Source organism: Geobacillus sp. E263, from assembly GCF_007197795.1.
Taxonomy (GTDB): domain Bacteria; phylum Bacillota; class Bacilli; order Bacillales; family Anoxybacillaceae; genus Parageobacillus_B; species Parageobacillus_B toebii.
The window spans coordinates 1,389,137-1,415,995 of record NZ_CP041632.1 but is presented as its reverse complement, the minus strand read 5'-3'; the positions used below and the strand labels follow the sequence as shown (position 1 = coordinate 1,415,995).

The following is a 26,859-nucleotide window of genomic DNA, read 5'->3' as shown; positions in this document are numbered from 1 at the left end:
TATATGCTCACAAGCATGTAATTTTTCTATTTTATCCATGTTGGGCGGAAGCAGCGGAAGGTTGTTTCAATTTTCCGAATTTTGGTATCGGATGATCGCCGATAGAAACGTGAATCACTTGCACTTCCGTATAAAAGTCGAAGCTGTAATGACCGCCTTCGCGGCCGATACCACTGTATTTCGTGCCTCCAAACGGAATGCGCAAATCCCTGACGTTTTGCGAATTTACCCACGCCATTCCGCTTTCGATCGATTGGGCGATGCGATGGCCTCGTTTTATATCGTTCGTCCATACATATGCCGCTAGTCCGTATTTTACGTCATTTGCCATTCGAATCACTTCTTCTTCCGTTTCGAATGACATTACTGCCATAACTGGGCCAAAAATTTCTTCCTGCGCCACTTTCATGCTGTTATGACAATTCAATAGCAGCGTAGGCGGTACAAAGTTTCCTTTTTTCAGCTCCTCCGGAACGTCCGCCGAATAAACTTCCGCTCCTTCTTGTTTTGCGATTTCGATATAATTCATCACCGTTTCCCAATGTTTTCGGTGAATGAGTGGTCCGACTTCCGTCAAAGGATCCATCGGGTCGCCAATGGAAATATTTTTCACTCGTTCCTTGAGTTTTTCGACAAACGAATCATAAATCGATTTTTCTAAAAACAGGCGGGAATTGGCGGTGCATCTTTCGCCATTGAAGGAGAAAATGCCCCATACTACCGCATCAAGCGCTTTTTCTAAGTCCGCATCCGCAAAGACGATAACCGGAGATTTTCCGCCTAATTCCATCGACGTCTTTTTCAACGTATCGGCGCTGTTTTTGATAATTTCCGAGCCTGTTGCCGTTTCGCCAGTAAAGGAAATGAGACGCACATCCGGATGGGCGACAAGGGAAGCTCCTGCGGTTTCTCCAAAGCCGTGCACAACGTTAAATACCCCTTTTGGCAGCCCCGCTTCATGAATAATTTCTGCCAGTTTATTTGCCGTCAGCGGCGACCATTCGGCTGGCTTCAACACAACGGTATTTCCAGTAGCCAGAGCCGGCGCAACTTTCCATGTTTCTAGCATAAATGGCGCGTTCCACGGCGTAATTAATCCTGCTACACCGACTGGTTTGTAAATGGTGTAATTGAGAAATTGTCCGTCCACGTGATACGCTTCCCCAACCATGCGGCTTTTCACCATTTCCGCATAAAATCGGAAGTTTTCGGCAGCACGAGCCGCCTGCTTTTTCGTTTGGCTGATGGGAAGCCCCGTATCAAGCGATTCCAAATACGAAATTTCCTCCGCATATTTTTCAATTAAATCGGCAATCCGCAAAATATATGTCATTCGTTCTTGGACGGCCATCGTTCGCCACGGACCATTGTCAAACGCTTCTTTCGCCGCACGGACAGCTGCGTCAATATCCTCTTTCAAGCCTTCTGCCACTTCATTAATGGCTTCGTTCGTAAATGGATTTATATTTTCAAAATAGTTGCCTGATGCACCCTCAACAAATTCTCCATTGATATAGTGAAGCACGTTGCTGATTTTGTCTGCCATTCTTTTCCCTCCTAAAGAGTGATTACGTTTGGTAACGGCGATGAATATTATTATGTTTGTATGTTCCCGATTCACTAAATTCATGTAGTTCTAGAGATAGCGCCAAGTACCGCTTTTCGTAAAGCGCGGAGAAATGCTCCTTCATGACGCTAAAAATTTCCTCACAAACCGCTTTTTTATCCTCTTCCGAACGTCCTGCGCCGATTTTCAACGTGCCGTGCACAAACGCATCGTCCTCTGTGCCGTCGGCAACGTAATATTCTTTTAATTCAATCGCTCGTGAACGAATGCCGCCGATCGGGAACAAATCGCTTTGCGAGATAAGCACTTGATGAACTTTGCGCAATAGTTCATGAATATTCGCTTCTTTTGCAATATTATCGGTGTATTCCAAAATAAAGTGAGGCATGAAAACGGGCCCCCTTTGTCATACGATTTTGTTCATTAATCGGCCGATTTTTTCGATTTCGGCGACGACCTCATCGCCTACATTGACATTGACTGCTCCTTTTGGTGTTCCAGTGAGTATCATATCGCCGGCATTCAGCGTCATAAAACTACTTAAATACTCGATTAGTGCCGGGATACTAAAAATCATATCTTTCGTATTTCCTTCTTGTACCAACTTCCCGTTCACATATGTCCGCAACGTGAGATTCATCGGGTCATCAATATCGGCCTTATCGACCAGCCATGGACCAATCGGCGTGCAGTCATCGCGATTTTTCACACGAAAATTCGGGCGATAATAATTCTCCAAATAGTCGCGAATTGCGTAATCGTTCGCAATTGTATAGCCTTGCACATATTCATATGCTTCTTCCGCCTTAACTTTCCGCGTCGTTTTTCCGATTACAACAACAAGCTCACATTCATAATGCATAAACGTTGCATCGGGAGGTCTTGGTGTTTCGCCGCGATGTCCAATTAATGTATTTCGCCCTTTGAAAAAGACAAGCGGCTCTTTCGGGGCCGAAAACGATAATTCTTGTGCATGATCGGCATAATTTAGTCCTAACGCGAAAATCGTCCGCGGCTCAACAGGAGGAAGCCATGTTACTTCCTCTTCTTTCACGGTGCGTCCATTATTCAATCGCAGGAGCCCACTTTCCTCTACTACCGCCCCGTAAACAGCACCGTTAAACGCTACGCGCGCGCGTTTCATGACGTCCAATCTCCTTTATCCAATCGCTTTCATGCACAACCGTGTTTTCTAAACTTCCGATTTTTTCGATTTCAATGCGTACATGATCTCCTGCTTTCACAAGCGGCGCACCTTCTGGAACACCAACAAGTAGGACATCCCCTGGATATAGCGTCATAAACTCAGTAATATCAGCCAATAATGACGCTACAGGACGCATTAAATGTTTCGTGTTATTATGCTGGACTAAGCGGCCATTGACAAACACTCGTATATCGAGCGAATCTGGGTCAACCACTTCCTTTTTCTCGACCACCCAAGGTCCCATCGGAGCGAATCCATCCCTTGAGCGTTCCTTTACAGCGGGACGATAAATCGTTTCGTGCGGAATGGTAACATCGTTTACGATCGTATATCCATCGATATAATCGAATGCACGTTCTTTTGCGACCTTTGTCGCAGTTTGCCCAATGACCACGCCAAGCGCCGCCCCGACCTGCAGCTCAGACGCATCATCTGGCAATGGAATACATCCCCCATGCACATTTACCGTATTGCTTGGTTTCATATACAAAATCGGAGCACTAGGAGGGTGATGGTACGGCGGCTTCGTCATTTGCTTCCGAAACCGCTCCCATTCCTCTTTGTAGTTTAAAAGTACGCCGTAAATGGCACCCATCGCTGGTGCTCCCCATTGCAGTTGATTCGCATCGTACTCCGTTCCATCAATGATCACTGTATTTCTCTCTGGATCTACTTCCGACTCCATCGTATAAGAAATTCCAGCAATTTTAAAAAATGCTTTAGCCACCTGTTTCCACCACGCTCCCGGCAATCATGATGTTACTTCCGTTAATAGATTGTATTTCACGAGCGTTTGCCGGATTTTCTCTTGAATCTCTTCGCTTGGCAAATCAAGCGGCAGCCGTAGCTTCGGTGTAATTTTTCCCATCATTCCTAACGCTGCCTTTACCGGTCCTGGATTCGTTTCTATGAATAAAATATCGTTTAACTCCATCAGTTCAAAATGAAGATCTTGCGCCCGTTTCACATCTCCTTCAAACCATGCGTTGTGCATTTCCGCTACTTTTGCTGGTGCCACATTTGCCGTTGCACTAATCGATCCTGCTCCACCAATTGCTAGCATCGGATAGCATAATAACTCAATACCGGAGAATAAGAGAAAATTTCTGCCGCAATAAAGAAGAACGCGATTGACGTGTTCAAAATCTTTATTGGACTCTTTCACTCCGATAATATTCGGACAATCTTCTACTAGCCGCGCCATCGTCCGCACTTCTAAATTCACTGCCGTTCTTCCTGGAATGTTATAAATAATAATCGGAATATCTACCGAATCAGCGACAGCTTTGAAATGCTTATAAAGTGCCTGCTGGGATGGTCTATTATAGTAAGGCACAATCACCATAGCAGCATCCGCGCCAATCTCTTGAGCAAACTTTGTCAATTCAAGTGTTTCCGCATGATTCGTGGAACCGGTCGCCGGAATAAATGGAACTCTTCCATTTACTGCTTTTTTCGCTGTTTCCATTACTCTCTTACGTTCTTCAATCGTTAAGGAACTAGGTTCTCCCGATGTTCCTGTGACGGAAATTCCATGGCTTCCACTTTCAATTTGCCAGTCAATTAATTTTTTCATCGTTTCAAAATCGATATTCCCTTCGCTGTCAAACGGTGTAATGACAGGAGCGATGGACCCTCTTAATCTTTGTTTAATCTCTTCGTAAGCCATAAAATATGCCCTCCTATAATTTCTGTTCATTTCTTAATTTTCTAAAATTTGATTATATTATATATAAAATTATATATGTTTTCAACGAGTAAATCATATATGATATTTCGTAAGCTAGTTTTTCTATATAACTGACTTTAATTTTTTATTATTGGCAGATTTTTCTTCATCTGACAGACGTCTAATAAAAGCGAGCTTTATAGATTGTTTATCGTTTATTTTGTTTAATCCAATAATCGTTCCATTCAACATATTCGTGTGTAAAGTTTTGGTAGAAATATTGCAGATTCCTCTATAATAGTTTCTGCCTATTTCTATTTGAACGACATATTCACCTATTTTCGGAATCATATAATCATATTCTAATCGGGCATGAAAAGTCATCTTTTCTTTATCCTCTTCTTCTGAATTAGTGATCGTACACAAAACACTATAATAATCCCCAAGATAATGCGGAACATCATGAACCATTCCGGACAATAATAACTGCCGAATCATCGAAGAACTAATTTTTTTGTTTTGATACTTCACTTCTGGAACGGTTGTAACTTCAAATATCCCCTTTCCGTCCTGTTCGAGCTGTTCCATTGTCCCTTTTCCCTTATATCCGTACGTAAAATCAAATCCTGCCACCACATGACGGCAGCAGAGAGAAATAAGAAATCGATCAACAAATTCTCTATGAGAAAGTTTCGAAAAATCCTCATCAAATTTGACAATATAAAACTTTTCCACTCCTAATTTTGCAAAAATCTCTTGTTTTATTGATAGAGGGGAAAGATACGAGTTCACTTTTTTAGATGTCGGAATCACTTGGCTTGGATGCGGAAAAAATGTCATCACGGCCAGTGTTAATTGTTTCTTTTTTGCGAGGCGTTTTGCCGTTTCAATAATCTTTCGATGACCTACATGTACTCCGTCAAAAAAACCGAGCGCCATTACACATGGTTCAGGCTTAAAGGCAGACAAGTCTGTGTTTTTGTCTATATAAATAACTTTCACCGACTCATCCCCCATTTGAAAGGCTAGCGATATTGCGGTATTTTCCTTCAAAAAATAACAGCGGATCGCCTTCTTTCATGTAAATGTCTGTTACTTTTCCAATATATAACGTATGGTCCCCTGCGATATATGATGTATCGACATCACACAAAATATTGGCTAAGGCATCTGGTAATATCGGATGGCCATCAATCCAATTAAATTCCACGTTCCGCTCTTCTTTTAATTGTCCAGCAAATAACATAGAAAGATCTTGTTGTTGATCAGATAAAATATTGACAGTAAATTTCCCTGTTTGTTGAATGACTGAATTCATTTTAGCCTTTTCTCCAACAGAAATAAGAATCAACTTCGGATTTAATGACACTGACATAAATGCATTTGCTGTCATTCCACGCACTTGACCGTCTAAAGAGGACGTAATGACAGTAACACCGGTTGCAAATTTCCCCATCGCATTTCTAAATGTACGATCGTCCACTTTCTTCACTCCTTTTATCACGATCACTGTCGGTTTATCACTACTAATTTCAACTCTGTCATTTCTTCTATAGCATATTTAATCCCTTCTCTTCCTATCCCGCTTTCTTTTACTCCACCATACGGCATATGATCAACACGAAATGTTGGAATATCATTGATCATTACCCCGCCTACTTCTAGCTTCTCTGCCGCATCCAAAGCACGGGCAATATGATTCGTATAAATTCCTGCCTGTAACCCATATCGAGAATCATTAACAAATTGAATTGCTTCTTCTACGGAAGCTACTTTATTGATGAGAACGACAGGGCCAAATACTTCTTGACAGGAAACTTTCATATCTGGCTTTGTATGAAGCAGCACCGTAGGATGTACGATGTTTCCTGTTATATCTCCTCCAGTTGCCACCGTAGCCCCAGCTTGTTTTGCTTCTTCAATCCAATTTAATACACGCTGCACGTCATTTTTAGAGATTAATGCAGATATATCTGTGCTGGCATGGAGCGGATCGCCGATTGTCAATGTTCTTGTTTCTGACACAAATCGATCAACAAATTCTTCGTATATATTTTTATGCACATAAATTCGTTGCAAAGATATGCATACTTGACCTTGGTTGGAAAATGCCCCTTTCACACATCTCGGAACAATTGAACGTAAATCTACACCTTCATCAATAATTACAGCTGAATTGGAACCAAGTTCAAGTGTGACACGTTTTAACCCTGCTTTGTTGCGAATCGCAATTCCTACTTGAGGACTTCCTGTGAACGTAATCATTTTCACTCGTTCATCCTGTACAATTTGGTTACCAATAAGACTCCCTCTACCTGTCACAACATTTAATGCACCATCAGGCAAGCCAGCCTCTTGCAGTAGTTCGGCGATAAAGAAAGCGGATAGCGGTGTTTGCGAAGCTGGCTTTAAGACAATCGTATTTCCAGAAGCAATAGCAGGTCCAACTTTGTGAGCAACTAAATTCATCGGAAAATTAAATGGAGTAATCGCCCCGATCACACCAATTGGCTCCCGAATAGTATAACCAATTCGATTTTCCCCACCAGGTGCCGCATCTAACGGCAGCGTTTCGCCATGAATCCTCTTTGCCTCTTCTGATGAAAATTTGTATGTTTGGATCGTACGATTGACTTCTTCTAATGCTGTGCGAATCGGTTTAGCGGACTCTTGTGCAATGATGTGTGCAGCCTCCTCTTTTCGTTGTTCTAACAAGGAGGCTACGTTTTCTAAAATTTTTGCCCGTTCATGTTTCGGCATTTTCGCCATTTTTTCACGCGCATGGTAAGCAGCTGCAATTGCTTGATCGACATCGTTTAAAGTAGCAACAGGAATTTCAGCAATGATTTTTTCATTATATGGAGATAGAAGTGAAGTGTATTTTTCGGCTTTCACCCATTTTCCATCAATAAATAATTTTTTTCTCATATCTCTCTTCCCTTTATTTTTTAAATAATGAATGTAGGTTTCATTTTTTGCAAAGTTGGTTCTTTTACTTCTACCGTTTTATCGTCATGAACATCTAGCACTATGGATGCCTCTTCAAACCAGCTGTCTGGAGCTTGATGTCCCCAGAATGTTTGGCGACGCGGATCGTTAATATCCCAACGAATCGGTTGAAAATCAGGATCACTTGTTAAATAATCTCCCGTATATAATTCAATTCGATGCCCATCTGGGTCCCGCAAATAAAGGAAAAAGGCATTGGACAACCCGTGGCGGCCCGGCCCTCGTTCGATGCTCGAGGCATATCCCATCGAAGCAAGCACATCGCAAGCGTGAATCAGGCTAAGTTGATCGGAAAGCCAAAAGCCAATATGGTGAAGACGTGGCCCTTTGCCATTCATAAACGCAACATCATGAACGTTCGGTTTCCGATGCAACCAAGCTGCCCATAACTGTTTATCTTCTGTTTCTGTATATTCTGAACAAGCAAACCCTAATTCTTTTACATAAAAATCGTACGCTTTTTGCACATCTGTAACCATGCAGTTAAAATGATCAATTCGCTGTACTCTCGCACCACGATACAAGTCATATCGCTGCAACAGCCGTTCAACCGTATCCATTTTCACAAAAAATTCCAATGGGAGGCCAGATATATCTTGAACACGGAAGGCTCTTCCAATTGCATGTTGTTGACCTTCTTCTATCCATTTCGGATTCAGCTGTTTTTGTCGGAAAAAGTGATACAAAGCCTCTAAATCTTCTTCAGAATGCACTTTATAGCTAATAACTTCTACACTAGGTTGTTCCGCTTTTTTCAACAATAAACTATGATGATGGTATTCCTCCAATCCTCTTAAATATAGATGGTTGTTGTCTGCTTCAGTCACAACAAAGCCTAGAGCACGTTCATAGAAATCACGTGAAGCATTTAAATCGGTCACTCTTAACACTGCCCTCGCACAGCGGATAATATTAAACTTCATACGATTTAGCCCCCTCTTTTTGATTAATTAGTATTGACAGAAACATTAGCAAGCTTCGGTGTTCCTAAAAATTCGTAAATTAAATTTTTGTAATAATCTTTTTCATAGTTATCAAAATAAGTCATTCCCATACGGATTGGATCACCAAAAAAGTAGTATTCATAATGCGTTTGCCGGCTTCCGAAGGCGCTCATTGTCATATCCCACGCCAAACGGAACAATTGCACGCGCTCATATCCATCGATATTTGCCCCTTGCATCGCTCTTCGCACAATCGAGCCGATTTCTTCATTGTTGAAGTCAGCTTCGGTCGGAATCGCCATCAATCCAGAGGCGCCAAGAATGCGCACAATTTCTGCTAGACGCGGATAAATCCTCGGATACCAATTTCTTGCAGCGTCAAGCGCCTCAAAATCTGGCGTCATCGTTCCCCATTTGTCCAATTTAGCGTTATGTTCCGCCCGATATAAATGGCTGCGCATCGTCTCGAGCACTAACATAATTTCTGTTCCTTTGTCTTTGACATGCTGGAATTGTTCAATACCAATTGCATCCATAATACAAAGAACAACACCGAGGATAAATTCTGTTTTCACAATATTTTTGGCTACCACTTGATGAGACATATGAACAACTGCGTTTGTTTCGCGGAACGTCCGATTGCAAATGGAAGAATTCCCACAAACAAACACGCGCTCCCATGGAACGAATACGTTTTCAAATGAAACGATGGCATCCCCTTCTTCAAAACGCGAGCTTAGTGGATGATCCCAAACGCTTTTGCCGTAGTCAAACGCTTCACGGCAAATAAATTTTACACCTGGAGTATTATTTGGAATGGCAAACGCTAACGAGTATGGATCTTCACCTGATCCCACTTTTTTAACCGTGGACGGAAATACTAAAATTTCGTCAGTAATTCCACCTTGCGTCGCCAATAGACGGATACCATCAACGATAATGCCATCTTTTCTTTTTTCCACTAAATGCAAAGGAACGTTTGCATCTTTTTGTTCATGTTGAGCTTTTGAACGGTTCATTTGTGGATGAATGAGTGTATGTGTAAGGCTAATATCGTTTTCACGTGCATATTCATAATAATTTCTCGCGTTCTCAGCAAACATCGGGTCATCTTCGGCAAACAAGTCATTAGCTACTCCCATCGCCATCACTTCCGCATTCAAGTAATCTGGTGAACGCCCCATCATTCCCGCGGAAGTACGTGCCCATTCTTGCGTTGCTTCCCGTCTGGCAATCAATTCTTCCTTCGTCGTAGGCTGAATATATGTCATACCAACTTTGTTTCCCGTTGTTGGTGACGTATATAACATTTTTCCCGGCTTTTCGTATTGAAGATCATACAGACGTGCCATCGATTGAATGACATTTTTAAACGCTGGATGTTCGGTAACATCCTCAACTTTTTCCCCGTGAATATAGACATTACTTTTCGCTTTTTTTAAACGTTCGATATACTCTTTACCTGTTTTTGCTGGCATTTGTTATTCCCTCCTACATTCTTTTTCCATTTTCATGTATAATTACAATAGTAAGCGATTTCCTTTGTTTAAAAACTCACCTCTTTCACCAGAATTATTTTCTGAATCTTTAGAATTAATATAACATATGATTTCATATATGAAAAATATAAAAAACATTGGTTAAGTATATGAAAAATATATACAAGAGAGGAGAATAAGCATGATTGATATAAAACAATTAAAATATTTTGCGACAATTGTTGAAGAAGGGCAAATTACAAAAGCGGCTAGAAAACTACATATTGCTCAACCTCCGCTAAGCCAACAGCTAAAACAGCTCGAAGAAACTTTGGGAGTTACGTTGCTAGAAAGAAACGGTAAAAAATTAGAATTAACTGAATCAGGAAAAATTTTATATCATAAAGCAAAACAGTTACTACAGCAATTAGATGATGCTATTTTAGAAGTTCGAGAAACAAATGAAGGAATCAAAGGTATACTGTCCATAGGATGCGTAAAATCTTGTTTTTTCTACTTACCTGAAACAATAAAAAAATTCAACAAAAATTTCCCAGATGTTAAATTTCATTTAAGAGAGGGAGATAGTTTTCTAATTAGCGAATTGTTAAAACAACGAGAAATTGAAATTGGTATCGTTCGTCTTCCAATTGATTCTAATCAATATGAAATTATTAGTTTGCCAAGTGACCCTTACGTAGCTGTTATACCAAAGCAATGGAAATATCATCACCATTATATTTACATGAAAGAATTTACTGATATTCCTCTTCTTCTTCTCCATCGAATCAGTGGAAAAGGTCAATATGAACTCGTTATTAATGAATGCCGACGTCACGGTTTTGAACCAAAAATTATTTGTGAGTGCCCTGACGTTACTATATTATTATCGCTAGTTTCCAAAGGAGTTGGAGCAACAATTGTACCAAAATCTACTGTTTCCATTTTCCGGATTCCAGAAATCACCGTACTTGAAATTATAGATTCCTCTATCCAGGCTGAAGCAGCAGTTATTATTGAAAAAAATCGCTATATATCAAAAAGTTCTATCCATTTTTTAGAAATTTTAAAAACAGAACTCAGTAGTAAATAACAAAATTATGGAGGCTGTCCCAAAAGGCCGTAAAACGACCTTTTGAGGACAGCCTCAGAATCATTGATCCTTATTTTCTTATAAATTGTTGTGTCCAGATATATCCGTTTTCTTCAAAACCTACTCCGATATGCGTGTAGTTTTTGTTCAAAATATTCGCCCGATGGCCTGGGCTATTCATCCAAGCCGCCACTACTTCTTGCGGAGTCCGTTGGCCTTTTGCAATATTTTCTCCGGCGGCCGTATAAGAAATGCCGAATTTTCTCATCATTTCAAACGGAGAACCATATGTCGGGCTGTTATGGGAGAAATAATGGTTCACTGCCATGTCTCTTGACTTTTCACGGGCCACTTTGCTTAACGCTAAATCAACCTTTAAAGGCGGCAAGCCATATTTCGCTCTTTCTTTGTTCGTTAAATCTACTACTTGTTGTTCATAAGCTTTTAATCCTGCTTCATTTACATTTGCTTTTTGACTTGGTGCAGGCGCCTGCGTTGCTGGCTTGCTTACAGGAGTTTGTACATTCGCTGATGGTTTTTGGACAGTAGTTGTGGCTGGTTTTGGCTGTACTGTTTTTGCCACTTCTGCATATCCTGTTTGATCTAAAATAAACTGCACCCATTTTTCGATATCTTGAATATTAGATGGATAGACAGTTTTAACTTCATAGTTTTGGATAGACGGACATGGGGCAGGCCCTGCCGCTTCCGTTTTCGCTGTTGTAGTTGTAAAAGATGCTCCTACAATCGCTAAAGATGCAGCAAGTGAAAATACGATTTTTTTATTCATTGTTTCTCCTCCTTCAATCTCACTCTTGCTTGCACATACATCATAACACGAGTTTTTTGTAAAATTTTTAGATAAATATGGTAATTACATTAATTTACCATTATTGTTCTGCAAGAAGGGATTTTTTCATAAAAAAATCCTAGTCTATCCCCGATGAGAACTAGGGTTGTAAAAAATTATCTTTCATTATTATTAAATCCTTTTTTGTAATGGTAACTATTCAGCCACATCATAAAGTGAGCTGAATAAATAGTAATCCTACCCATCTATTACTTAAAAATAAAGATTGACAAAGTTTAAGAAAAGGGTAAAAATTAACATTTTTTACGATAGTGTGGTTCATCACCAAAAGATGTACTTGATTTTTACGTTAAAATGTGATAGAGGTCTCTAGACGGACACGCAAAGTAAAACGCTGGATATTTCGATACCCATATCCTCGCCTTTTGATCAATTTTATTTTGTTGTTGATTCCTTCCATTGGACCATTTGAGTAAGAAAAAACGATGCAAGAAAGCACTGCGTCTCTTCGGGTGATGAGTGCCTTGGCAATACTGCGTACGGCGGCACAGTCGCTAAAAAGGTACCGGTCAAACCATTGGGTCAAACGAGTTTCGGCTTGCTTTCTTGTTTGGCTTTTGGATACGTAACGGAAATGTTGAAGTGCTTGATAGACATCACGTAAATAAGCACTTTCTTGGCACCATTGTCGAACTTCCTGTCTCTCTTCTTCTGTTAATTTTTCTGGACGTTGGCTTAACAATCGGCACACGCGGCGAACGCTTCCATGTTTGGTTCCGCCTTTGGCAAGGTATTTGCGACAACGTTCCAGTGCATCGGTGAATAACTGAATCACATGGAAGTGGTCAAGAACATGGATGGCTTTTGGACATACCTTTTCAATGGCTTTTCTCATGGCAGGAGCCAAGTCGCTGACAACATACTTCACTTTGGAGGCGACGGGTTGAAGCGCCTCCACAATGGCTTCTTCATTTTTTCCAGAAGCAATGGAAAGGACATTCCGAGTCTGTGTGTCCATCACCGCTACTCCGTAATCATGTCCCTTTCGGAAAGCGAATTCATCCACACATACTACTGTAGGATTCGATGTTGGTAAAAGAGCCGGGGCATATTGATAAAACCAGCGTTCTACTGTCGTATAGGCGAGTTGTAACAAGCGAGCGACTTCTTGAATCGTTTTTCCGATGCATAACTGGGCGACCCAATGTTGAAACGATTCCGTCGCGATACTGTGAGACGGAAGTCCCGGATAAGAAACGGTGAACGTCAGAAAACAGGCTTGGCAACGCCGTCTTTCTATGGGAAGTTCAATCCAAAATAAACCGACCGTATTGGTATAGCCATGAATCCATTGTTTTCGTTTCGATGATATTTTGGTTGTCCGTCCGAAGCAAGTCGGGCAGATCGGACAATGAGGAGGGAGGGAAAGTTCAAAAATCCATCGTTCTCCCTCTTTTCGTTCTCCATGAATAAGAAAGCCTGGTAAAGTGATCAAATCTTTGATAAACTGAGATTGCATGCGAAATTTCCTCCATGGTTGATGGTTTGGTCACCTTTACCATACAGGAAATTTCGCATTTTTTGTACCCTTGATCAGAAAACAACCTGATTGTCAAGTACATTTTGTGGTGAAGAGCCGATAGTGTTACAATATAACATTTTGTTTGAAAGTTTTTGCAAGAATTTTTTATAGCGTCTCGTCAAGTCTTTATGATTTCATGACAATTTTTCGAACATTGTCTTAAAATCATTATATTTGCTTTAATTTTGTAGTATAGTAATAGTGCGATTAGGTAATATTTCATATTCTAGGGAGCGTGCAATGATGATCGTTCATGAGTTAGTTGGTACGGAAAACTTGTTTGCAGGGCAGTTAAAGGAAGGATATTACGTTGTTCGTGAGAAATACAACATGTTAGATATCCATCAGTGTAGCGCGGATGTGTTTCAACAATTTGACTGCGGAACGGAAGAGGTTATTACTGTTGTTTTTGATCCTGGCAATGAATATTCCCTTGTCTGCCTTGATGTATATACATTTGAAAACAAATCTCCTTCCCTCGCCGAATTGAAACAGACACTTCAAATAAAGCACCATGACCTTTTCCAAACAGAAGCAGTCTCAGTGTGAGACTGCTTTTTTCTCGCTCTTTTTCTGCTTTGCTGGCAGGAGATGAACTGCTTCCGCTCGTAATGCTTCTACTGCTTCTAACAAACTTTCATTGCTACTCGGATGCGGGTAAAAAGGAAATTTCATATCCTCCTCACGTGCGGCCATTTCCAATCCAATAATTCCGCTCGAAATGAGATCAACCGCTCCCGCACCGATCATATGAACGCCTAGTATCACATCTTGTTTTACATCACTAATGATTTTTACCAATCCATCTTTTTGGCCAATAATACTAGCATATCCGTTTCCAGTTATCGGAAAACTTCCGACACGAATGTCCTCATACTGCACTCTTGCTTCGTCTTCCGTCAATCCAACGCTCGCTATCGGCGGAATGGAATGTACAATCGTTGGAAGAAAGGTGAGGTCGATTTCGGACTGTTTTCCAGCGATTGTTTCAGCGGCGACTTTTCCTTGTTTGACTGCTTTCACTGCAAGCATCGGCCCGCCTGTTACATCCCCCACAGCGAAAATATGGGGAAGCGATGTTCTCGCTTGATGGTTGATCTCAATAAATCCTTGCTCCGTGCGCTGGATGCCAAGACGGTCGATGCCTAATTCATCAATGTTCGCTTTCGCTTCGCATGCCACAAATACATGCGAGCCCTCGACCGTCACCGTTTCTCCTGTCTTTGTCTTTAACGTGACGGCAACGGCATCCAGCAATAACGTGACGCTTTCTACTTTACAATGCTGATAAAGTTTGATTTTCCGTTTTTTCCATATTCTCTGCAATTCATTAGCGACCGTTTCATCTAGCCCAAATGTGCCATCATCCGTAATGACAGACACTTGCGAACCAAACGCGCGAAAACTCATTGCCACTTCAATCACGATATAGTCGTTTCCGTAAACGATCAAATGGTTGGGTAATGTTTCCAATCCATATATCGAATACACGTTTAAAATGCGTTCATGGTCAATATTGATGGATGGTGGTGAAACGTACGATGCCCCGGTGGCAATGATGGCGTGCCGAAAGCGGTACACGTCAAACACTTCTCCCGATTCAACGCCGATGCGGTCTTCCGCTAAAAAGGACGCTTTGCCGCGGATGACTTCGATACGGTTCGCTTTGCAAAGCGCTTCTACGCCCTGACGAAGCTGAGTAACTACCTTTGTCTTATAGTTTTGTAGTTTTCCTAATTGAAACGAAACATGTCCCAATTCAATCCCGATTTCCTCAATGTGAGGAAGCTCTGCCATTTTCTGCGCAGCATGAGTGAACACTTTTGACGGAATACAGCCTTTGTTCAAGCAAACACCACCGAGCTCCTCTTTTTCGATGAGTGTGACAGACAGACCAAACTGGGCAGCGCGAATCGCAGCGTTATATCCGCCTGGTCCTCCGCCAATGATGACGACATCTCGTTCATGGGCAAGTTCTCCAACTACCATTTACACCAACTCCATTAACATTAGTTTTGGATTTTCGATCAGTCTTACAAAATAGTTTGTAAACGCCACAGCCGTCGCACCATCGGCGACGCGGTGGTCAAATGACATCGAGATGTTCATGATTGAGCGAACTGCGATTTCATCATTTTCCATGACAACAGGACGTTTTTTCGTTTTATGGAACGCCATAAGTGCTACTTCCGGATAATTAATAATTGGTGTTGCGCCAATGCTGCCACCGAGCGGACCTACGTTGCTGATGGTGAACGTGCTTCCTGTCATTTCTTGAAGCGTCAATTTGTTTTCTTGCGCTTTTTTCGTGAGATGTTTCGCTTCTTCATGAATCTCCCGCAGTGACTTGCATTCGACATGTTTGACGACTGGCACGATTAATCCTTCTTTTGTGTCGACGGCAATGCCAATATGATGCTCTTGCTGAAGATGGATCACTTCGCGTTCTTCATCAAGCTTAGAATTAAATATTGGAAACTGCTTTAACGCGAGCGACAACGCTTTAATGAAAAACGCCGTTGCGGAAATATGGAAGTTTTGCTGTTTCAGCTCTTCACGGAATCGGATGAGCTCGGTGACATCGACTTCTTCAAAATGCGTACAATGCGGAATCGTATATAACGATTGCGCCATTTTTTTCGCGATTTGCTTGCGGCGACCGTGGAACGGGATGATGGAAGATGATTGTGAGTTGTCACCCACTTTTTCGAATGATTGAGCTTCCACATCGCTGCCTGCGATCGACGAATGATTCGTTTGCTTCGTATTGTTAGTTTCGATAAAGCGGTACACGTCATCGTCAGTAATTCGGCCGCCTGGTCCTGTACCGACAACTTGTTCCAAATCCACTCCGTGTTTGCGGGCAATTTTCCGTGTATACGGCGAGGCAAGCACGCGCCGTTTTATCGTCCGCTTAACGGAAACAGTCTCTTCTTCTTTGATGGCAAACGGGCGAGTGGATTCCGTCGCCACATTTGGCTGACTGGACGGCGTTTCTGCAAGTGGCGATGATTTTGTTTCTAACGTAAGAATCGTCGTGCCAACTGAAATCGTTTCCCCCTCGGGAACGAGAATATCTTGGATGATACCTGCGGCTGGTGCGGGAATTTCCGCTACCATTTTATCCGTTTGTACTTCGACTAGCGGTTGGTCTGCCTTTACATGATCTCCTTTTTTGACCAGATAATTTAATACGGTAGCTTCGGTCATTCCTTCACCGATATCATGAAGTTTCACTTCCATTGTTTCTACCCCTTCCGCTAGAAGTTCATTACTTTTTCAATCGCATGCAAAACGCGCTCTGGTGTAGGTAAATAATCATCTTCATAAGCAAAAAACGGCACGGGAACGTCAAATCCAGTCACTCGTTCTACTGGCGCTTTTTGATATAAAAACGATGTATCGTTAATAACAGCGAGAATGTCATTCGCCAATCCACCAGTGGCGTGAGCTTCCTGCACAATAACCGTCCGCCCCGTCTTTTGAACCGAATCGGCGATGATATCTTTGTCAAGTGGGTAGAGTGTGCGCAAGTCGATAACATCGACATGAATTCCTTTTTTTTCCGCAGATTCGGCTGCTTTCATCGCTACTGGCACCATCGCCCCCCACGCGATGACGGTTACATCGTCTCCTTCGCGCAATTTTTTTCCTTTGCCAATTTCAACCGTATATTTTCCTTCTGGTACATCCTCTCGAAATGCACGATAGATGCGCATTGGCTCTAAAAACAGCACCGGGTCGGGGTCTTCAATGGCGGCAATGAGTAAACCTTTTGCGTCATATGGCGTAGATGGGCAGACGACTTTGATACCTGGCATATGGGTAAACAGTGCTTCGGTGCTGTCGGAATGAATTTCTGGAGCGCGAACTCCCGCGCCATACGGGGCGCGGATGACCATCGGCACGGTAAAATGTCCCATCGTCCGCGCGCGCATCCGTGCGGCATGCGTCATAATTTGCTCGTATGCTGGATAAATAAAGCCTAAAAACTGAATTTCAACGACAGGCCGAAGTCCATTGATCGCCATCCCGATCGCCGCACCAGTAAATCCTGCTTCGCTTAACGGCGTGTCGATGACCCTATCCTCGCCAAATTCCTCCTGTAATCCTTCCGTGGCGCGAAATACACCCCCGTTTTTTCCGATATCTTCTCCAAGCAAAATAACATCTTCTCTCTCTTTTAACATCGTGCGAAGTGCATCATTAACCGCTTGCACAAGCGTTAGTGTCTTGGTGTTCACCGCTGTCGTCATCCTTCGATCCCCCGTTTCCATTGGAAATACGCGTTTTTCTGTTCGGCAATCGTCCACGTCGGTTGGGCAAAAACATAATCAAACATGTCAGCTGGGTTCGCTTTTGGATATCGTTCCATTTCTGCTACCGCTTGCTCGATTTCCACGCTCACTTCCTTCTGTACTTGATTCATCCATTGTTCATCCCACCAACCTTCCTGCTGCATAAATCGCTCAATCCGCTTGATTGGATCGGTCGTTTCGCGTCTTCGCTTACTTTCTTCTTGATCGCGGTATTTCGATGGGTCATCGGAAGTAGTGTGGGCGCCATAACGCCATGTGACCGCTTCAATTAATGTTGGTCCTCCTCCATTTCTTGCTCGTTCAAGCGCTTGTTGCGTTTCAAAATACACGGCAAAAATGTCGTTTCCATCGATGCGAATGCCAGGAATGTCATACGCCAGCGCTTTTTGCGCGATCGTCTTCGATTTCATTTGGCGAGTAATCGGCACGGAAATCGCATATTGATTGTTTTGGTTGAAAAAGACCACAGGTAAATTGAAAACGCTTGCAAAATTGAGTCCCTCGTGAAAATCTCCTTCAGATGTTGCCCCATCTCCAAAATAAACGATAACCGCATTTTTCGTTCCTTTCCTCTTTTCGACGTAGGCTGCTCCTGCTGCATGCGGAAGCTGCGTGGCAATCGGAACGCTCGGCGGAACGATTTTTTTTCCTTCAGATGGAACACACCCTTCCGTTCGACCTTTCCAATATAGAAGCGTTTGCGTTAAGGAGCGGCCGAACGTCATCATCGCTCCGTGATCGCGGTATGTCGGAAACATCCAGTCACCATTGCGCAATGCAAGAGCGCTTCCAACTTGACACGCTTCCTGTCCCTCGTACGGAACATAAGTACCAATGCGACCTTGCCGCTGCAGACTGACACATTTCCGATCAAACATTCTGGTGCGGATGAGATGACGGTACATTGTCATCACCAGTTCTTTTGTAATTTGTTCGCGATATTCAGATCGCACAATGCACCCTTGTTCATTCATAATTTGTATAATAGGAAACTGAAATTCCATCGAATCCCTCCTTTGCCGTTATCGTCGGATATCCCATTTTGGCCGTTTGCGGTGCGTAAAAAAATTATTGCGGCGGCTACGCTGCTGCAACCGTTCTTCACAAAAGCGATTCGCTGCTTCGATCGTTGTGATATGGTCCGCTTCCGCTCGGGAATAAATATGAAGGAGCGTCGAATAAATAGTTTTTGTTTTTTGTAGTACACGCTCTTTATTCGGTCCGTATAGTTCATCAGCTACTTGAATGAGCCCTCCAGCGTTAACGATGTAATCTGGCGCGTATAAAATTCCTTTCTCTCTCAACATCTGTCCGTGGCGCACATCAAGCAATTGATTGTTGGCAGAACCGACAATCGCTTTTACTTTCAACACATATATGGTGTCATCATTTATGACATTGCCGAACGCACATGGAACAAATATATCCGCGTCCGTTCCGTAAATTTCTGTCCCATGCACGATCTTTACACCCGCTCCAAGTTTTTTTCCATACGATACAATTTCCTCAACCGCTGCTTCGTTAATGTCGCACACATATAAATCCGCGCCTTCTTCCAATAAGCGCTTTGCTACTTTCCTACCCACTTTTCCTAACCCTTGAATAGCGTATGTTTTTCCGTGAAGCTCGTCGCTTCCCCAAATCACTTTGTTGGTAGCTTGAATACCGTAAATGACACCTAACGCGGTCGGCACGGAAGAATCGCCGCTGCCACCATACTCCTCGGGAACACCTACGATGCAGTTTGTTTCTTTCATCGCATGAACGAAATCATCTGGCGTCGTTCCCATATCAGTACCCGTATAAAACCGACCATTCAACGATTCGACAAACTGACCGAACGCACGGAACAGTTCCGGTGTCTTGTCTTTGCGCGGGTCTCCAATAATAACCGCTTTTCCGCCTCCAAAATCGACGTCTGCTGCAAGACATTTGTACGTCATCCCTTTCGAAAGACGGAGCACGTCAAATAGTGCGTCTTCGACTGCCACATATGGGTACATTCGGCATCCGCCAAGCGCTGGACCTAGCGTTGTGTTATGAATGGCAATAATCGCTTTTAACCCCGTTTTTTCATCATTACAAAATACGACTTGTTCATGTTCACGAATTTGCGTAAATATATCAACCGCTTTCCACTGACTTGTGACGGTATTCATATTCTTTCAACCTCCTATGAATGCAACTGTTTCTGTAACATTTGCGCGATTTTTTGTTTCGGTAAAATTACTTGTTTCACTTCGCCGATTCCGATTACTTGCATCTCGTTTTTCGCTTCCACTTTTGTCACGACGACATTGTCACGAATCTCGGTCACTGTCGCTGTCACCGTCACGGTCGATCCTTCCGTTGTTGGAGCAATATGTTTCACGGATACAGCTACTCCCATTCCTTCTTCATGTTCTTCTAAATAAGGTAAAATAATTTTGCGGGAAGCCCATTCCATGTGATATACCATCGATACGGTGGAATAAGCTGGATGGACGACATTCCCTTCAAATTGTGCAAACATATCAGGAGTCACAACCGCTTCTACCACAGCGGTATCCCCCATTTTCATTCCCGGTTTCATCTTGTTTCACCTCTTCATTATTATTAATACTCATATATAACTTATAAATATATATACGTTTTAAAAACGTTATATTTATTATTTATTATATTTTTTAAATCGAAAAAAGGGGATAAGCTTGAAAACGCTTATCCGATTCTTTTCATTGTTCAACTTAACACCGCGCGATCGCTCGCTAGTTGTGTGCCGCGAATACGCTGGAATTCTGCCAATAATTTTTCTACTGTTAAACCTTTCTTTTCGTGTTCATCCACTTCCAAAATGATTTGTCCTTTGTCCATCATGATAAGGCGATTTCCTAAGTCGATGGCTTGCTGCATGTTATGGGTGACCATCAATGTCGTTAATCCGTACTGCTTAACAATATCTTTCGTTAAATTGGTAATCAATTCTGCTCTTGCCGGATCCAAAGCGGCCGTGTGCTCATCCAGCAGTAAAATTGCCGGTTCCGTAAACGTCGCCATCAACAAGGACAGCGCTTGCCGCTCTCCTCCCGAAAGCAAGCCTACTTTCGCCTGCAAGCGGTTTTCTAATCCAAGATGAAGCGTCTCGAGCACCTCGCGAAAGAAATCGCGCCGCTTTTTCGTCACTCCGCGACGGAGCGTACGTTTTTGATTGCGCGCGTACGCCATCGCGAGATTCTCCTCAATCGTCATGCTTGGTGCCGTTCCTGCCATTGGGTCTTGAAACACTCTTCCAATGTAACATGAGCGAACATATTCCGGCATCATCGTCACATCCTGGCCGTCAATGTAAATCGTTCCTTCATCAGGAAACAGTACACCCGAAATCAAATTCATCAGCGTTGACTTTCCTGCGCCGTTGCTGCCGATAATCGTAACAAAGTCTCCTTTTCGAAGTGTCAAATTGATATCTTGAAGGGCAATTTTTTCATCGGGCGTCCCTTCGTTAAACACTTTATAAATCCGATTTAATTGCAACATCGCTTTCACCCTTTCCGTTTGCGGAGATCGCGATGACCTGCGCACGCTCCCGTCTTTTCTGCTCTTTGCGCTTTTTCTCTTTTTGTTGGCGAACGATTTGCGGCATGACGAGCGCTAAAATGACAATGCATGCCGTGATAAGCTTCACGTCTCCTGTTTCTAAAAACTGCGCACGCAAAGCAAGACTGACAACAATGCGGTAAATGATCGATCCGCCGATGACCGCAAGTGTCGTTCTCGCAATCGTTTTTGTTCCAAATACCGCTTCCCCAATGATAACGGAAGCAAGACCGATAATAATCATGCCGATTCCCATGCCAACATCGGCAAACGAACCGTACTGCGCAATAAGCGCTCCTGAGAATGCAACCATTGCATTAGAAAGCCCCAGACCTAAGACGATGAGCAAATTCGTATTCGCCGACAAGCTACGAATCATACGCGGGTTATCACCCGTGGCCCGAATCGCAAGCCCGACTTCCGTCTGTAAAAACCAGTCCATGAAAAATTTAAACAGAAGGGTAAGAATCGCCATCGATACGAAAATTCCCCACGTTTTCGCCGCCGCTGAATCAAGACCGAGCTTCGTCCCCCACTCTTGAATCATTGTAAATACCGTTTTTTGGTTTAAAAGTGGTACATTAGAACGTCCCATAATACGAAGATTGATGGAGTACAGTGCAATCATCATTAAAATCCCTGATAAAAGAGCGTTAATTTTCCCGACTGTGTGAAGAAATCCAGTCATGCATCCAGCAGCAAACCCAATAAAGAGCGCTAGACATGTAGCTACAAACGGATTTACTCCGCTGACAATAAGTGTCGCCGCGACAGCAGCTCCCGTAACGAAGCTGCCATCCACCGTTAAATCAGGAAAATCTAAAATACGAAACGACAAATATACTCCTAACGCCATAATTGCATAAATAATTCCTGATTCGATCGCACCTACCATCGCCGTCAACAAAGGCATTCATCCTTTCGAATTTATTCGATGTATTCCGCCATTTGATCCCACTCAGGCTTCAGCTTTATTCCTTGCTTTTCTGCTGCTTGTTTATTGATAACAAGCTTTAATTTGCTCGGATATTCCGGTTTAATTTCCGATGGCTTTTTCTCTCCTTTTAAAATTGCAACGGCCATTTCTCCAGCTTGATAACCGATGTCATAGTAATCAAACCCATACGCCGCAAAACAGCCTCGTTTTAGTGAATCTAGCTCTCCCGCAAAAACGGGGATTTTTTTCTCATTTGCAACGCTCACGACCGACTCAATTGCCGATACAACCGTATTATCGGTTACAATGTAAAACACATCCGCTTTGCCAACTAACGACTCTGCCGCCTGTTTCACTTCCGCTGTTGTAGAAACGGACGTTTCAACAAACTTCAAATCAGTGTTTTTCGCGGCATCTTTCACTTTTTCAATTTGTGCCACCGAATTTTGTTCTCCTGCGTTATAAATGAGTCCAACCGTTTTGGCGTCGGTTTGCTCATCAATAAATTGAATTGTTTTTCGAATCGCATCTGGATGACTATCTGTTGTTCCAGTAATGTTTTCACCAGATTTATCCATAGATGGAACTAAACCAGCACCGACTGGATCAGTAACAGACGTAAATACGATTGGAATCTCTTTCGTTGCGTTTAGCGCGCTTTGTGCACTTGGAGTAGAGTTGGCGAAAATAAGATCAACCTCATCAGACACAAAATTGTTAGCAATCGTTTGATTATTGTTCATATCTCCTTGCGCGTTTTGCACATTGTACTTGACGTTTTCCCCTTCTTTAAATCCGCCATCTTCCACTGCTTTCTTAAACCCGTTGAAAGCAGCATCCAATGATGGGTGCTGAATAATTTGCGTGACGCCAATCGTGACCGCTTTTCCCTCCTTCTCATCCCCTTTAACACCATTTTTCGCGGCCTCCTCCTTCGCACATCCAGAAAGCGCTAACATCCAAACAAGCATAGGCGCCGCTAATCGTTTGATTACTCCTTGCATCCTTACTCCCCCTTGTTTTTATCAAAATTGACATAGTACCAATTTTCCTCTTGTTATGTACTTTATTTGGGAACGCTTACAAATAAACATCATAAAAATGTTTAGTAACGTTAAAATAACGTTATGCTAAATAAATATTATCAATTAAAAAGATATAAAGTCAATAATTTTCTAAAAAATAATAATTATAAAAAAATAGAACATCTTGGCAGGAAGATGTTCTTTATTCATCAATGAAGAAATATTATGAATGGAGAAGCGTATGTAATTTATGCAGCTGCTGTTTCGCCTCTTCCATCATTTGCTGAAATAGCTCTGCCACTGTCGGCATGTCTTCGATGAGTCCGGCAATTTGCCCTGCATTGACAAATCCTTCATGAAAATCTCCTTGAAGCGCTCCACGGCGATGACGGTCTTCCGATGTATATTCATTGAACATTTCGAGCGGCATTCCTTCTTTTTCATATTGCAACAATTTATCCGCATATGGAGTGCGCATAATTCTCCGCACTCTTCCAACTGAGCGACCAACAATCACTGTTTCGTTTTCTCTGGCATTGGTAATTAACTGTTTGTACGCCTCATGAAATGGTGCGTCTTTTGTAGCGATCAATCGCGTACCTAGTTGTACTCCTTGAGCACCAAGTGCGAACGCGGCAAGCAATCCCCGCCCATCTCCGATTCCTCCAGCGGCTACGACAGGAACGCGGACAGCGCTGGTGATTTGTGGAATCAACGTCATCGTCGTCAACTCTAACGTCGAATTAATTCCCGCTGCTTCATACCCTTCAGCAACAATAATATTCGCTCCTGCTGCTTCCGCTTTTTTCGCTTGTTTCACCGAAGCGGTCACGACAATTATTTTCACTCCTTGTTCCGTAAGACGTGGAATAAGCGGTGCTGGATTCCCCGCTGATAAAGAAACGACAGGAACCTGATGTTTTAAGACTAACGATACCATTTCGTCTACATACGGTGTTACTTGAACAGGAATATTGACGGCAAATGGCTGATTTGTTCGTCGTTTTGTTTCAATGATGATTTCTTCCACTTCATCAGGCGACATTGTACCAACACCAATCATCCCAAGTCCTCCCGCTTCGGATACGGCACTAGCCAGCTGCGCGTTACTAATATTGCCCATTCCCCCTTGAATGATCGGGTAACGAATATGTAACAAACGGCAAACATCATTCATAAAATTCCCACCCCGTTAAAATTATGTTATACTTATCATAACCTTATCATATTTTGAGGAGGATGAGAATGCTTTATTGTTACAATGGTAAAATGCCAAAAGTGGACGATACAGTATTTATCGCTCCTGGTGCTCATATTATCGGCGATGTTACGATTGGAAAAGAATCAACAATTTGGTTTAACGCCGTGTTGCGAGGCGATGAAGCACCGATTATTATTGGAGAACGCTGCAGCATTCAAGATAATTCGACATGCCATTTATATGAGGGATCACCTCTTGTTGTGGAAGACGAGGTGACGGTCGGTCACAATGTCATTCTTCACGGTTGCACAATTCGAAAACGCTCTATTATCGGCATGGGTTCCACGATTTTAGACGGTGCTGAAATCGGGGAAGAATGCATTATCGGGGCAAACACGTTAATTCCTTCTGGTAAAAAAATTCCTCCACGCTCTCTGGTCGTTGGGTCGCCGGGCAAAGTCGTGCGCGAAATTACAGAAAAAGACTTGGCTTTGATTCAACTATCGATTGACACGTATGTGCAAAAAGGAAAAGAGTACCGTCAATTGCTAGCCAACCAGCACAAATGAAAGGAAAGCAAACGCGCTGCTTTTACGGGGCAGCGCGTCTCTGCTTTTCTGCAAAAAAGCATCACTCCACAATAAAAGGATGGTCGTACACGTCGTACTCCTCATCTTTTTTCTTTAACTCATTTCCGTCCATAAACACCGATTCGAAGAAGCGGCTCGCCGGCACCGCCAATTCCTTGTAATAGTCGCTGAACAGCGCCGCAGCATGGCCGCCCATCCATTCGTTCGGCAGCAACTCCTCCGGCAGGCCCGGGTCGATAAAGAGAAACTTGCGGTACTCGTGGACAAGCTTTGTTCTCTCGACAAAACATTCGGCATCGGACATTTCTCCGCGCTGGATTTTATGTTTGTCGATGATGTATTTTTGGCTGTAGACGGAAATAAACTCCTCATATTTTTTATTGATTTCTTCTAAATCCCAACATTTCTCGACTAACAGCTTGTTCGTATGCGGTCCATCATATTGGGCAATAAAAAAATCGACGTACGGTTCAATTTCATATTTATCGATCAGGTCGTACACTTGCTTTTCTAAGTTGTTCGGTGAAATCCAACAGCTGTTTGAGATCGTGCCAAAACCGCTCCACACGAGCTCTTTGCGCAATTCGTCGCGCACGCTCCGCTTTTCTTCTGGAATCGTATACACTAAAATGCGCCACTTTCCGTCCCATTTTTCGGGGCGGATTTTATAAATGCGTTTTGCCGCTTCTTCCATTCGCTTCACTCCACGCTCGGTGAGCGAATAGTAGCTTTTATTGCCGCGCTTTTCCGCTTTGACCCATCCTTGTTTGCTCATGCGCGAAATCGCTGCGCGTACCGCTTGGTCGTTATGGCCAAACTCTTTCAGCAGCCGAATTAAGCTGCCGATCCAAATTTCATTGCCGTAATGGCGGATGTAATCGCCGTAAATCGTAAAAATCATCGATCGCGTATTCATGCTCATTGTGGACACCCTTTATCTCGTTTTCAAGACATAATCGTAGCAAATTTTTATTACGATGACAAGACGAGCAAAAAAAAAAACGTTAAATTGTCATTTTGGATAAAAAGAGGGAGGCTCGGCGATGAGTCACTCCCCTATAAATTGTGGTTTGCGCTTTTCACTAAATGCAGCTAACGCTTCTAAACGATCTTTCGTCGGAATCGTTAATTCGTACGCTTTCGCTTCAATGGCAAGACCTGTCTGCAAATCGACATTCATGCCTTGTTGAATTGCATACTTCGCTTGCTGCAAAGCAATCGGACCATTTTGCATCATTTCGTGTGCCAACGCTTCACAGCTAGGCATTAAATTTTCTTTTTCTACTACTTTTGTTAACAGACCGTATTCATAAGCTTGTTCGGCGGTAATTTTACGGGCTGTTAAAATTAACTCTTTCGCCCTCGCTTCGCCAATTAACCTAGGAAGCCGTTGCGTTCCGCCAGCTCCTGGGATGATCGCCCAGCTCACTTCAGTTAAGCCCATGACCGCTTCTTTCACCGCTATTCTGAAATCACAGGCAAGCATTAGTTCAAATCCGCCACCAAGAGCATAGCCATTTACCGCGGCAATCGTCGGCTGTGGCAAGTTGGCCACAGCATCGAAAACATCGCGAATTTTTTTCACGTTGCGACGCACTTCCATTTCGTTTAACGTCTTTCGTTCTTTTAAATCCGCGCCAGCGCTGAACGCTTTGTCTCCCGCGCCAGTAAAAATCACAACGCGAATGTCGCGGTCAAGATGAATACGTTCAACCGCTTCTCCAAGCTGGCATAGCGTAGCGTAATCGAAACAATTCATCACTTCCGGACGGTGCAATGTCACGTAGCCGATATGGTTTTTCTTTTCCAGCAATACGTTGGTCATTGTCATTTCCATATCATTCCCCCTCT

27 protein-coding genes are annotated in these 26,859 nt (G+C 42.8%); 3 read left to right on the top strand and 24 right to left on the bottom strand.

Going from position 1 to position 26,859, the window contains the following annotated elements; translation table 11 throughout:
• Nucleotides 1–31 precede the first annotated feature (31 nt).
• The 10 genes from hpaE to hpaB all read right to left on the bottom strand — a co-directional run bounded on the left by hpaE (nt 32) and on the right by hpaB (nt 9,874).
• Nucleotides 32–1,546 carry a 5-carboxymethyl-2-hydroxymuconate semialdehyde dehydrogenase gene (gene hpaE, locus FNL97_RS07340; RefSeq protein ID WP_143415306.1) on the bottom strand — a complete coding sequence of 505 codons (1,515 nt, stop codon included), beginning with the start codon at nt 1,544–1,546 and terminating at the stop codon, nt 32–34.
• 22 nt (nt 1,547–1,568) lie between these two features.
• On the bottom strand, nt 1,569–1,955 hold the full coding sequence (locus FNL97_RS07335) for a 5-carboxymethyl-2-hydroxymuconate Delta-isomerase (RefSeq protein ID WP_062677976.1): 387 nt from the start codon (nt 1,953–1,955) through the stop codon (nt 1,569–1,571).
• Between the two features lie 18 nt (nt 1,956–1,973).
• Nucleotides 1,974–2,711 carry a fumarylacetoacetate hydrolase family protein gene (locus FNL97_RS07330; protein ID WP_062677977.1) on the bottom strand — a complete coding sequence of 246 codons (738 nt, stop codon included), beginning with the start codon at nt 2,709–2,711 and terminating at the stop codon, nt 1,974–1,976.
• Nucleotides 2,686–3,501 carry a fumarylacetoacetate hydrolase family protein gene (locus FNL97_RS07325; protein ID WP_143415305.1) on the bottom strand — a complete coding sequence of 272 codons (816 nt, stop codon included), beginning with the start codon at nt 3,499–3,501 and terminating at the stop codon, nt 2,686–2,688. Before FNL97_RS07325 ends, FNL97_RS07330 begins: the two co-directional genes overlap by 26 nt.
• Before the next feature lie 24 nt (nt 3,502–3,525).
• Entirely contained in the window at nt 3,526–4,443 is a 918-nt protein-coding gene (hpaI, locus tag FNL97_RS07320; protein WP_081188912.1) for a 2,4-dihydroxyhept-2-ene-1,7-dioic acid aldolase, read from the bottom strand.
• A 123-nt stretch (nt 4,444–4,566) separates the two neighbouring features.
• Nucleotides 4,567–5,445, bottom strand: coding sequence for an adenylyltransferase/cytidyltransferase family protein (locus FNL97_RS07315; protein WP_172713571.1), 879 nt, complete (start codon nt 5,443–5,445; stop codon nt 4,567–4,569).
• A gap of 4 nt (nt 5,446–5,449) precedes the next feature.
• Nucleotides 5,450–5,926, bottom strand: coding sequence for a flavin reductase family protein (locus FNL97_RS07310; protein ID WP_172713570.1), 477 nt, complete (start codon nt 5,924–5,926; stop codon nt 5,450–5,452).
• A gap of 23 nt (nt 5,927–5,949) precedes the next feature.
• Nucleotides 5,950–7,371, bottom strand: a complete 1,422-nt coding sequence (locus FNL97_RS07305; RefSeq protein ID WP_143415303.1) for an aldehyde dehydrogenase family protein — start codon at nt 7,369–7,371, stop codon at nt 5,950–5,952.
• A gap of 20 nt (nt 7,372–7,391) precedes the next feature.
• Nucleotides 7,392–8,375 carry a 3,4-dihydroxyphenylacetate 2,3-dioxygenase gene (gene hpaD / locus FNL97_RS07300; RefSeq protein WP_062677982.1) on the bottom strand — a complete coding sequence of 328 codons (984 nt, stop codon included), beginning with the start codon at nt 8,373–8,375 and terminating at the stop codon, nt 7,392–7,394.
• 23 nt (nt 8,376–8,398) lie between these two features.
• Nucleotides 8,399–9,874, bottom strand: a complete 1,476-nt coding sequence (hpaB, locus tag FNL97_RS07295; protein ID WP_062677983.1) for a 4-hydroxyphenylacetate 3-monooxygenase, oxygenase component — start codon at nt 9,872–9,874, stop codon at nt 8,399–8,401.
• Between the two features lie 202 nt (nt 9,875–10,076).
• Here hpaB and FNL97_RS07290 point away from each other — a divergent pair, with 202 nt between their 5' ends.
• Nucleotides 10,077–10,967: a LysR family transcriptional regulator gene (locus FNL97_RS07290; protein WP_143415302.1), complete on the top strand. Its 891-nt coding sequence runs from the start codon at nt 10,077–10,079 to the stop codon at nt 10,965–10,967.
• 70 nt (nt 10,968–11,037) lie between these two features.
• Here the strand turns inward: FNL97_RS07290 and FNL97_RS07285 are convergent, their stop codons facing one another.
• Together FNL97_RS07285 and FNL97_RS07280 are read right to left on the bottom strand one after the other, a co-directional pair.
• Nucleotides 11,038–11,757: a CAP domain-containing protein gene (locus FNL97_RS07285; RefSeq protein WP_062755151.1), complete on the bottom strand. Its 720-nt coding sequence runs from the start codon at nt 11,755–11,757 to the stop codon at nt 11,038–11,040.
• Nucleotides 11,758–12,127: 370 nt separating this feature from the next.
• Nucleotides 12,128–13,297: an ISL3 family transposase gene (locus FNL97_RS07280; RefSeq protein ID WP_021292746.1), complete on the bottom strand. Its 1,170-nt coding sequence runs from the start codon at nt 13,295–13,297 to the stop codon at nt 12,128–12,130.
• Between the two features lie 303 nt (nt 13,298–13,600).
• On the opposite strand from FNL97_RS07280, the gene FNL97_RS07275 reads away from it, so the two are divergent.
• Nucleotides 13,601–13,909, top strand: coding sequence for a hypothetical protein (locus tag FNL97_RS07275; protein WP_223812193.1), 309 nt, complete (start codon nt 13,601–13,603; stop codon nt 13,907–13,909).
• On the opposite strand, the gene lpdA is transcribed toward FNL97_RS07275, so the two are convergent.
• From lpdA to FNL97_RS07225, 10 genes are all read right to left on the bottom strand, one after another.
• The gene (lpdA, locus tag FNL97_RS07270) at nt 13,901–15,349 is read right to left on the bottom strand and encodes a dihydrolipoyl dehydrogenase (protein WP_062755149.1); all 1,449 of its coding nucleotides are present in this window, start codon (nt 15,347–15,349) and stop codon (nt 13,901–13,903) included. The genes FNL97_RS07275 and lpdA overlap by 9 nt on opposite strands.
• Complete coding sequence (locus tag FNL97_RS07265) at nt 15,350–16,603, bottom strand: dihydrolipoamide acetyltransferase family protein (protein WP_143415301.1); 1,254 nt, start codon at nt 16,601–16,603, stop codon at nt 15,350–15,352.
• Nucleotides 16,604–16,620: 17 nt separating this feature from the next.
• Complete coding sequence (locus FNL97_RS07260; protein WP_062677988.1) at nt 16,621–17,616, bottom strand: alpha-ketoacid dehydrogenase subunit beta; 996 nt, start codon at nt 17,614–17,616, stop codon at nt 16,621–16,623.
• Nucleotides 17,613–18,683: a pyruvate dehydrogenase (acetyl-transferring) E1 component subunit alpha gene (gene pdhA / locus FNL97_RS07255; protein ID WP_062755145.1), complete on the bottom strand. Its 1,071-nt coding sequence runs from the start codon at nt 18,681–18,683 to the stop codon at nt 17,613–17,615. The genes FNL97_RS07260 and pdhA overlap by 4 nt, the downstream gene beginning before the upstream one ends.
• Nucleotides 18,684–18,701: 18 nt before the next feature.
• Nucleotides 18,702–19,838 carry a Leu/Phe/Val dehydrogenase gene (locus FNL97_RS07250; protein ID WP_062755143.1) on the bottom strand — a complete coding sequence of 379 codons (1,137 nt, stop codon included), beginning with the start codon at nt 19,836–19,838 and terminating at the stop codon, nt 18,702–18,704.
• A 14-nt stretch (nt 19,839–19,852) separates the two neighbouring features.
• Entirely contained in the window at nt 19,853–20,251 is a 399-nt protein-coding gene (locus FNL97_RS07245; RefSeq protein ID WP_062755141.1) for a thioesterase family protein, read from the bottom strand.
• Nucleotides 20,252–20,400: 149 nt separating this feature from the next.
• The gene (locus tag FNL97_RS07240) at nt 20,401–21,195 is read right to left on the bottom strand and encodes an ABC transporter ATP-binding protein (RefSeq protein ID WP_062755139.1); all 795 of its coding nucleotides are present in this window, start codon (nt 21,193–21,195) and stop codon (nt 20,401–20,403) included.
• On the bottom strand, nt 21,170–22,162 hold the full coding sequence (locus tag FNL97_RS07235) for an ABC transporter permease (protein WP_062755137.1): 993 nt from the start codon (nt 22,160–22,162) through the stop codon (nt 21,170–21,172). Before FNL97_RS07235 ends, FNL97_RS07240 begins: the two co-directional genes overlap by 26 nt.
• Nucleotides 22,163–22,182: 20 nt before the next feature.
• Nucleotides 22,183–23,196 (bottom strand): ABC transporter substrate-binding protein, encoded by a 1,014-nt coding sequence (locus tag FNL97_RS07230; RefSeq protein ID WP_062755135.1) that lies wholly within the window; start codon nt 23,194–23,196, stop codon nt 22,183–22,185.
• 244 nt (nt 23,197–23,440) lie between these two features.
• On the bottom strand, nt 23,441–24,394 hold the full coding sequence (locus tag FNL97_RS07225; RefSeq protein ID WP_143415300.1) for an NAD(P)H-dependent flavin oxidoreductase: 954 nt from the start codon (nt 24,392–24,394) through the stop codon (nt 23,441–23,443).
• A gap of 68 nt (nt 24,395–24,462) precedes the next feature.
• Between FNL97_RS07225 and FNL97_RS07220 the strand changes: the two genes are divergently transcribed.
• Nucleotides 24,463–24,987 (top strand): gamma carbonic anhydrase family protein, encoded by a 525-nt coding sequence (locus FNL97_RS07220; protein WP_062755131.1) that lies wholly within the window; start codon nt 24,463–24,465, stop codon nt 24,985–24,987.
• A gap of 61 nt (nt 24,988–25,048) precedes the next feature.
• Here FNL97_RS07220 and paaX read toward each other — a convergent pair whose 3' ends face one another.
• The gene (gene paaX, locus FNL97_RS07215) at nt 25,049–25,924 is read right to left on the bottom strand and encodes a phenylacetic acid degradation operon negative regulatory protein PaaX (protein ID WP_062755293.1); all 876 of its coding nucleotides are present in this window, start codon (nt 25,922–25,924) and stop codon (nt 25,049–25,051) included.
• Between the two features lie 132 nt (nt 25,925–26,056).
• Nucleotides 26,057–26,845, bottom strand: coding sequence for an enoyl-CoA hydratase-related protein (locus FNL97_RS07210; RefSeq protein ID WP_062755129.1), 789 nt, complete (start codon nt 26,843–26,845; stop codon nt 26,057–26,059).
• Nucleotides 26,846–26,859: the final 14 nt, after the last annotated feature.

Coding starts and splice junctions, on each gene's coding strand:
- hpaE (WP_143415306.1), bottom strand. CDS start 1,546: ATGGCAGACAAAATCAGCAACGTGCTTCACTATATCAATGGAGAATTT.
- FNL97_RS07335 (WP_062677976.1), bottom strand. CDS start 1,955: ATGCCTCACTTTATTTTGGAATACACCGATAATATTGCAAAAGAAGCG.
- FNL97_RS07330 (WP_062677977.1), bottom strand. CDS start 2,711: ATGAAACGCGCGCGCGTAGCGTTTAACGGTGCTGTTTACGGGGCGGTA.
- hpaI (WP_081188912.1), bottom strand. CDS start 4,443: ATGGCTTACGAAGAGATTAAACAAAGATTAAGAGGGTCCATCGCTCCT.
- FNL97_RS07305 (WP_143415303.1), bottom strand. CDS start 7,371: ATGAGAAAAAAATTATTTATTGATGGAAAATGGGTGAAAGCCGAAAAA.
- hpaD (WP_062677982.1), bottom strand. CDS start 8,375: ATGAAGTTTAATATTATCCGCTGTGCGAGGGCAGTGTTAAGAGTGACC.
- hpaB (WP_062677983.1), bottom strand. CDS start 9,874: ATGCCAGCAAAAACAGGTAAAGAGTATATCGAACGTTTAAAAAAAGCG.
- FNL97_RS07290 (WP_143415302.1), top strand. CDS start 10,077: ATGATTGATATAAAACAATTAAAATATTTTGCGACAATTGTTGAAGAA.
- FNL97_RS07285 (WP_062755151.1), bottom strand. CDS start 11,757: ATGAATAAAAAAATCGTATTTTCACTTGCTGCATCTTTAGCGATTGTA.
- FNL97_RS07280 (WP_021292746.1), bottom strand. CDS start 13,297: ATGCAATCTCAGTTTATCAAAGATTTGATCACTTTACCAGGCTTTCTT.
- FNL97_RS07275 (WP_223812193.1), top strand. CDS start 13,601: ATGATGATCGTTCATGAGTTAGTTGGTACGGAAAACTTGTTTGCAGGG.
- lpdA (WP_062755149.1), bottom strand. CDS start 15,349: ATGGTAGTTGGAGAACTTGCCCATGAACGAGATGTCGTCATCATTGGC.
- FNL97_RS07265 (WP_143415301.1), bottom strand. CDS start 16,603: ATGGAAGTGAAACTTCATGATATCGGTGAAGGAATGACCGAAGCTACC.
- FNL97_RS07260 (WP_062677988.1), bottom strand. CDS start 17,616: ATGACGACAGCGGTGAACACCAAGACACTAACGCTTGTGCAAGCGGTT.
- pdhA (WP_062755145.1), bottom strand. CDS start 18,683: ATGGAATTTCAGTTTCCTATTATACAAATTATGAATGAACAAGGGTGC.
- FNL97_RS07250 (WP_062755143.1), bottom strand. CDS start 19,838: ATGAATACCGTCACAAGTCAGTGGAAAGCGGTTGATATATTTACGCAA.
- FNL97_RS07245 (WP_062755141.1), bottom strand. CDS start 20,251: ATGAAACCGGGAATGAAAATGGGGGATACCGCTGTGGTAGAAGCGGTT.
- FNL97_RS07240 (WP_062755139.1), bottom strand. CDS start 21,195: ATGTTGCAATTAAATCGGATTTATAAAGTGTTTAACGAAGGGACGCCC.
- FNL97_RS07230 (WP_062755135.1), bottom strand. CDS start 23,196: ATGCAAGGAGTAATCAAACGATTAGCGGCGCCTATGCTTGTTTGGATG.
- FNL97_RS07225 (WP_143415300.1), bottom strand. CDS start 24,394: ATGAATGATGTTTGCCGTTTGTTACATATTCGTTACCCGATCATTCAA.
- FNL97_RS07220 (WP_062755131.1), top strand. CDS start 24,463: ATGCTTTATTGTTACAATGGTAAAATGCCAAAAGTGGACGATACAGTA.
- paaX (WP_062755293.1), bottom strand. CDS start 25,924: ATGAATACGCGATCGATGATTTTTACGATTTACGGCGATTACATCCGC.
- FNL97_RS07210 (WP_062755129.1), bottom strand. CDS start 26,845: ATGGAAATGACAATGACCAACGTATTGCTGGAAAAGAAAAACCATATC.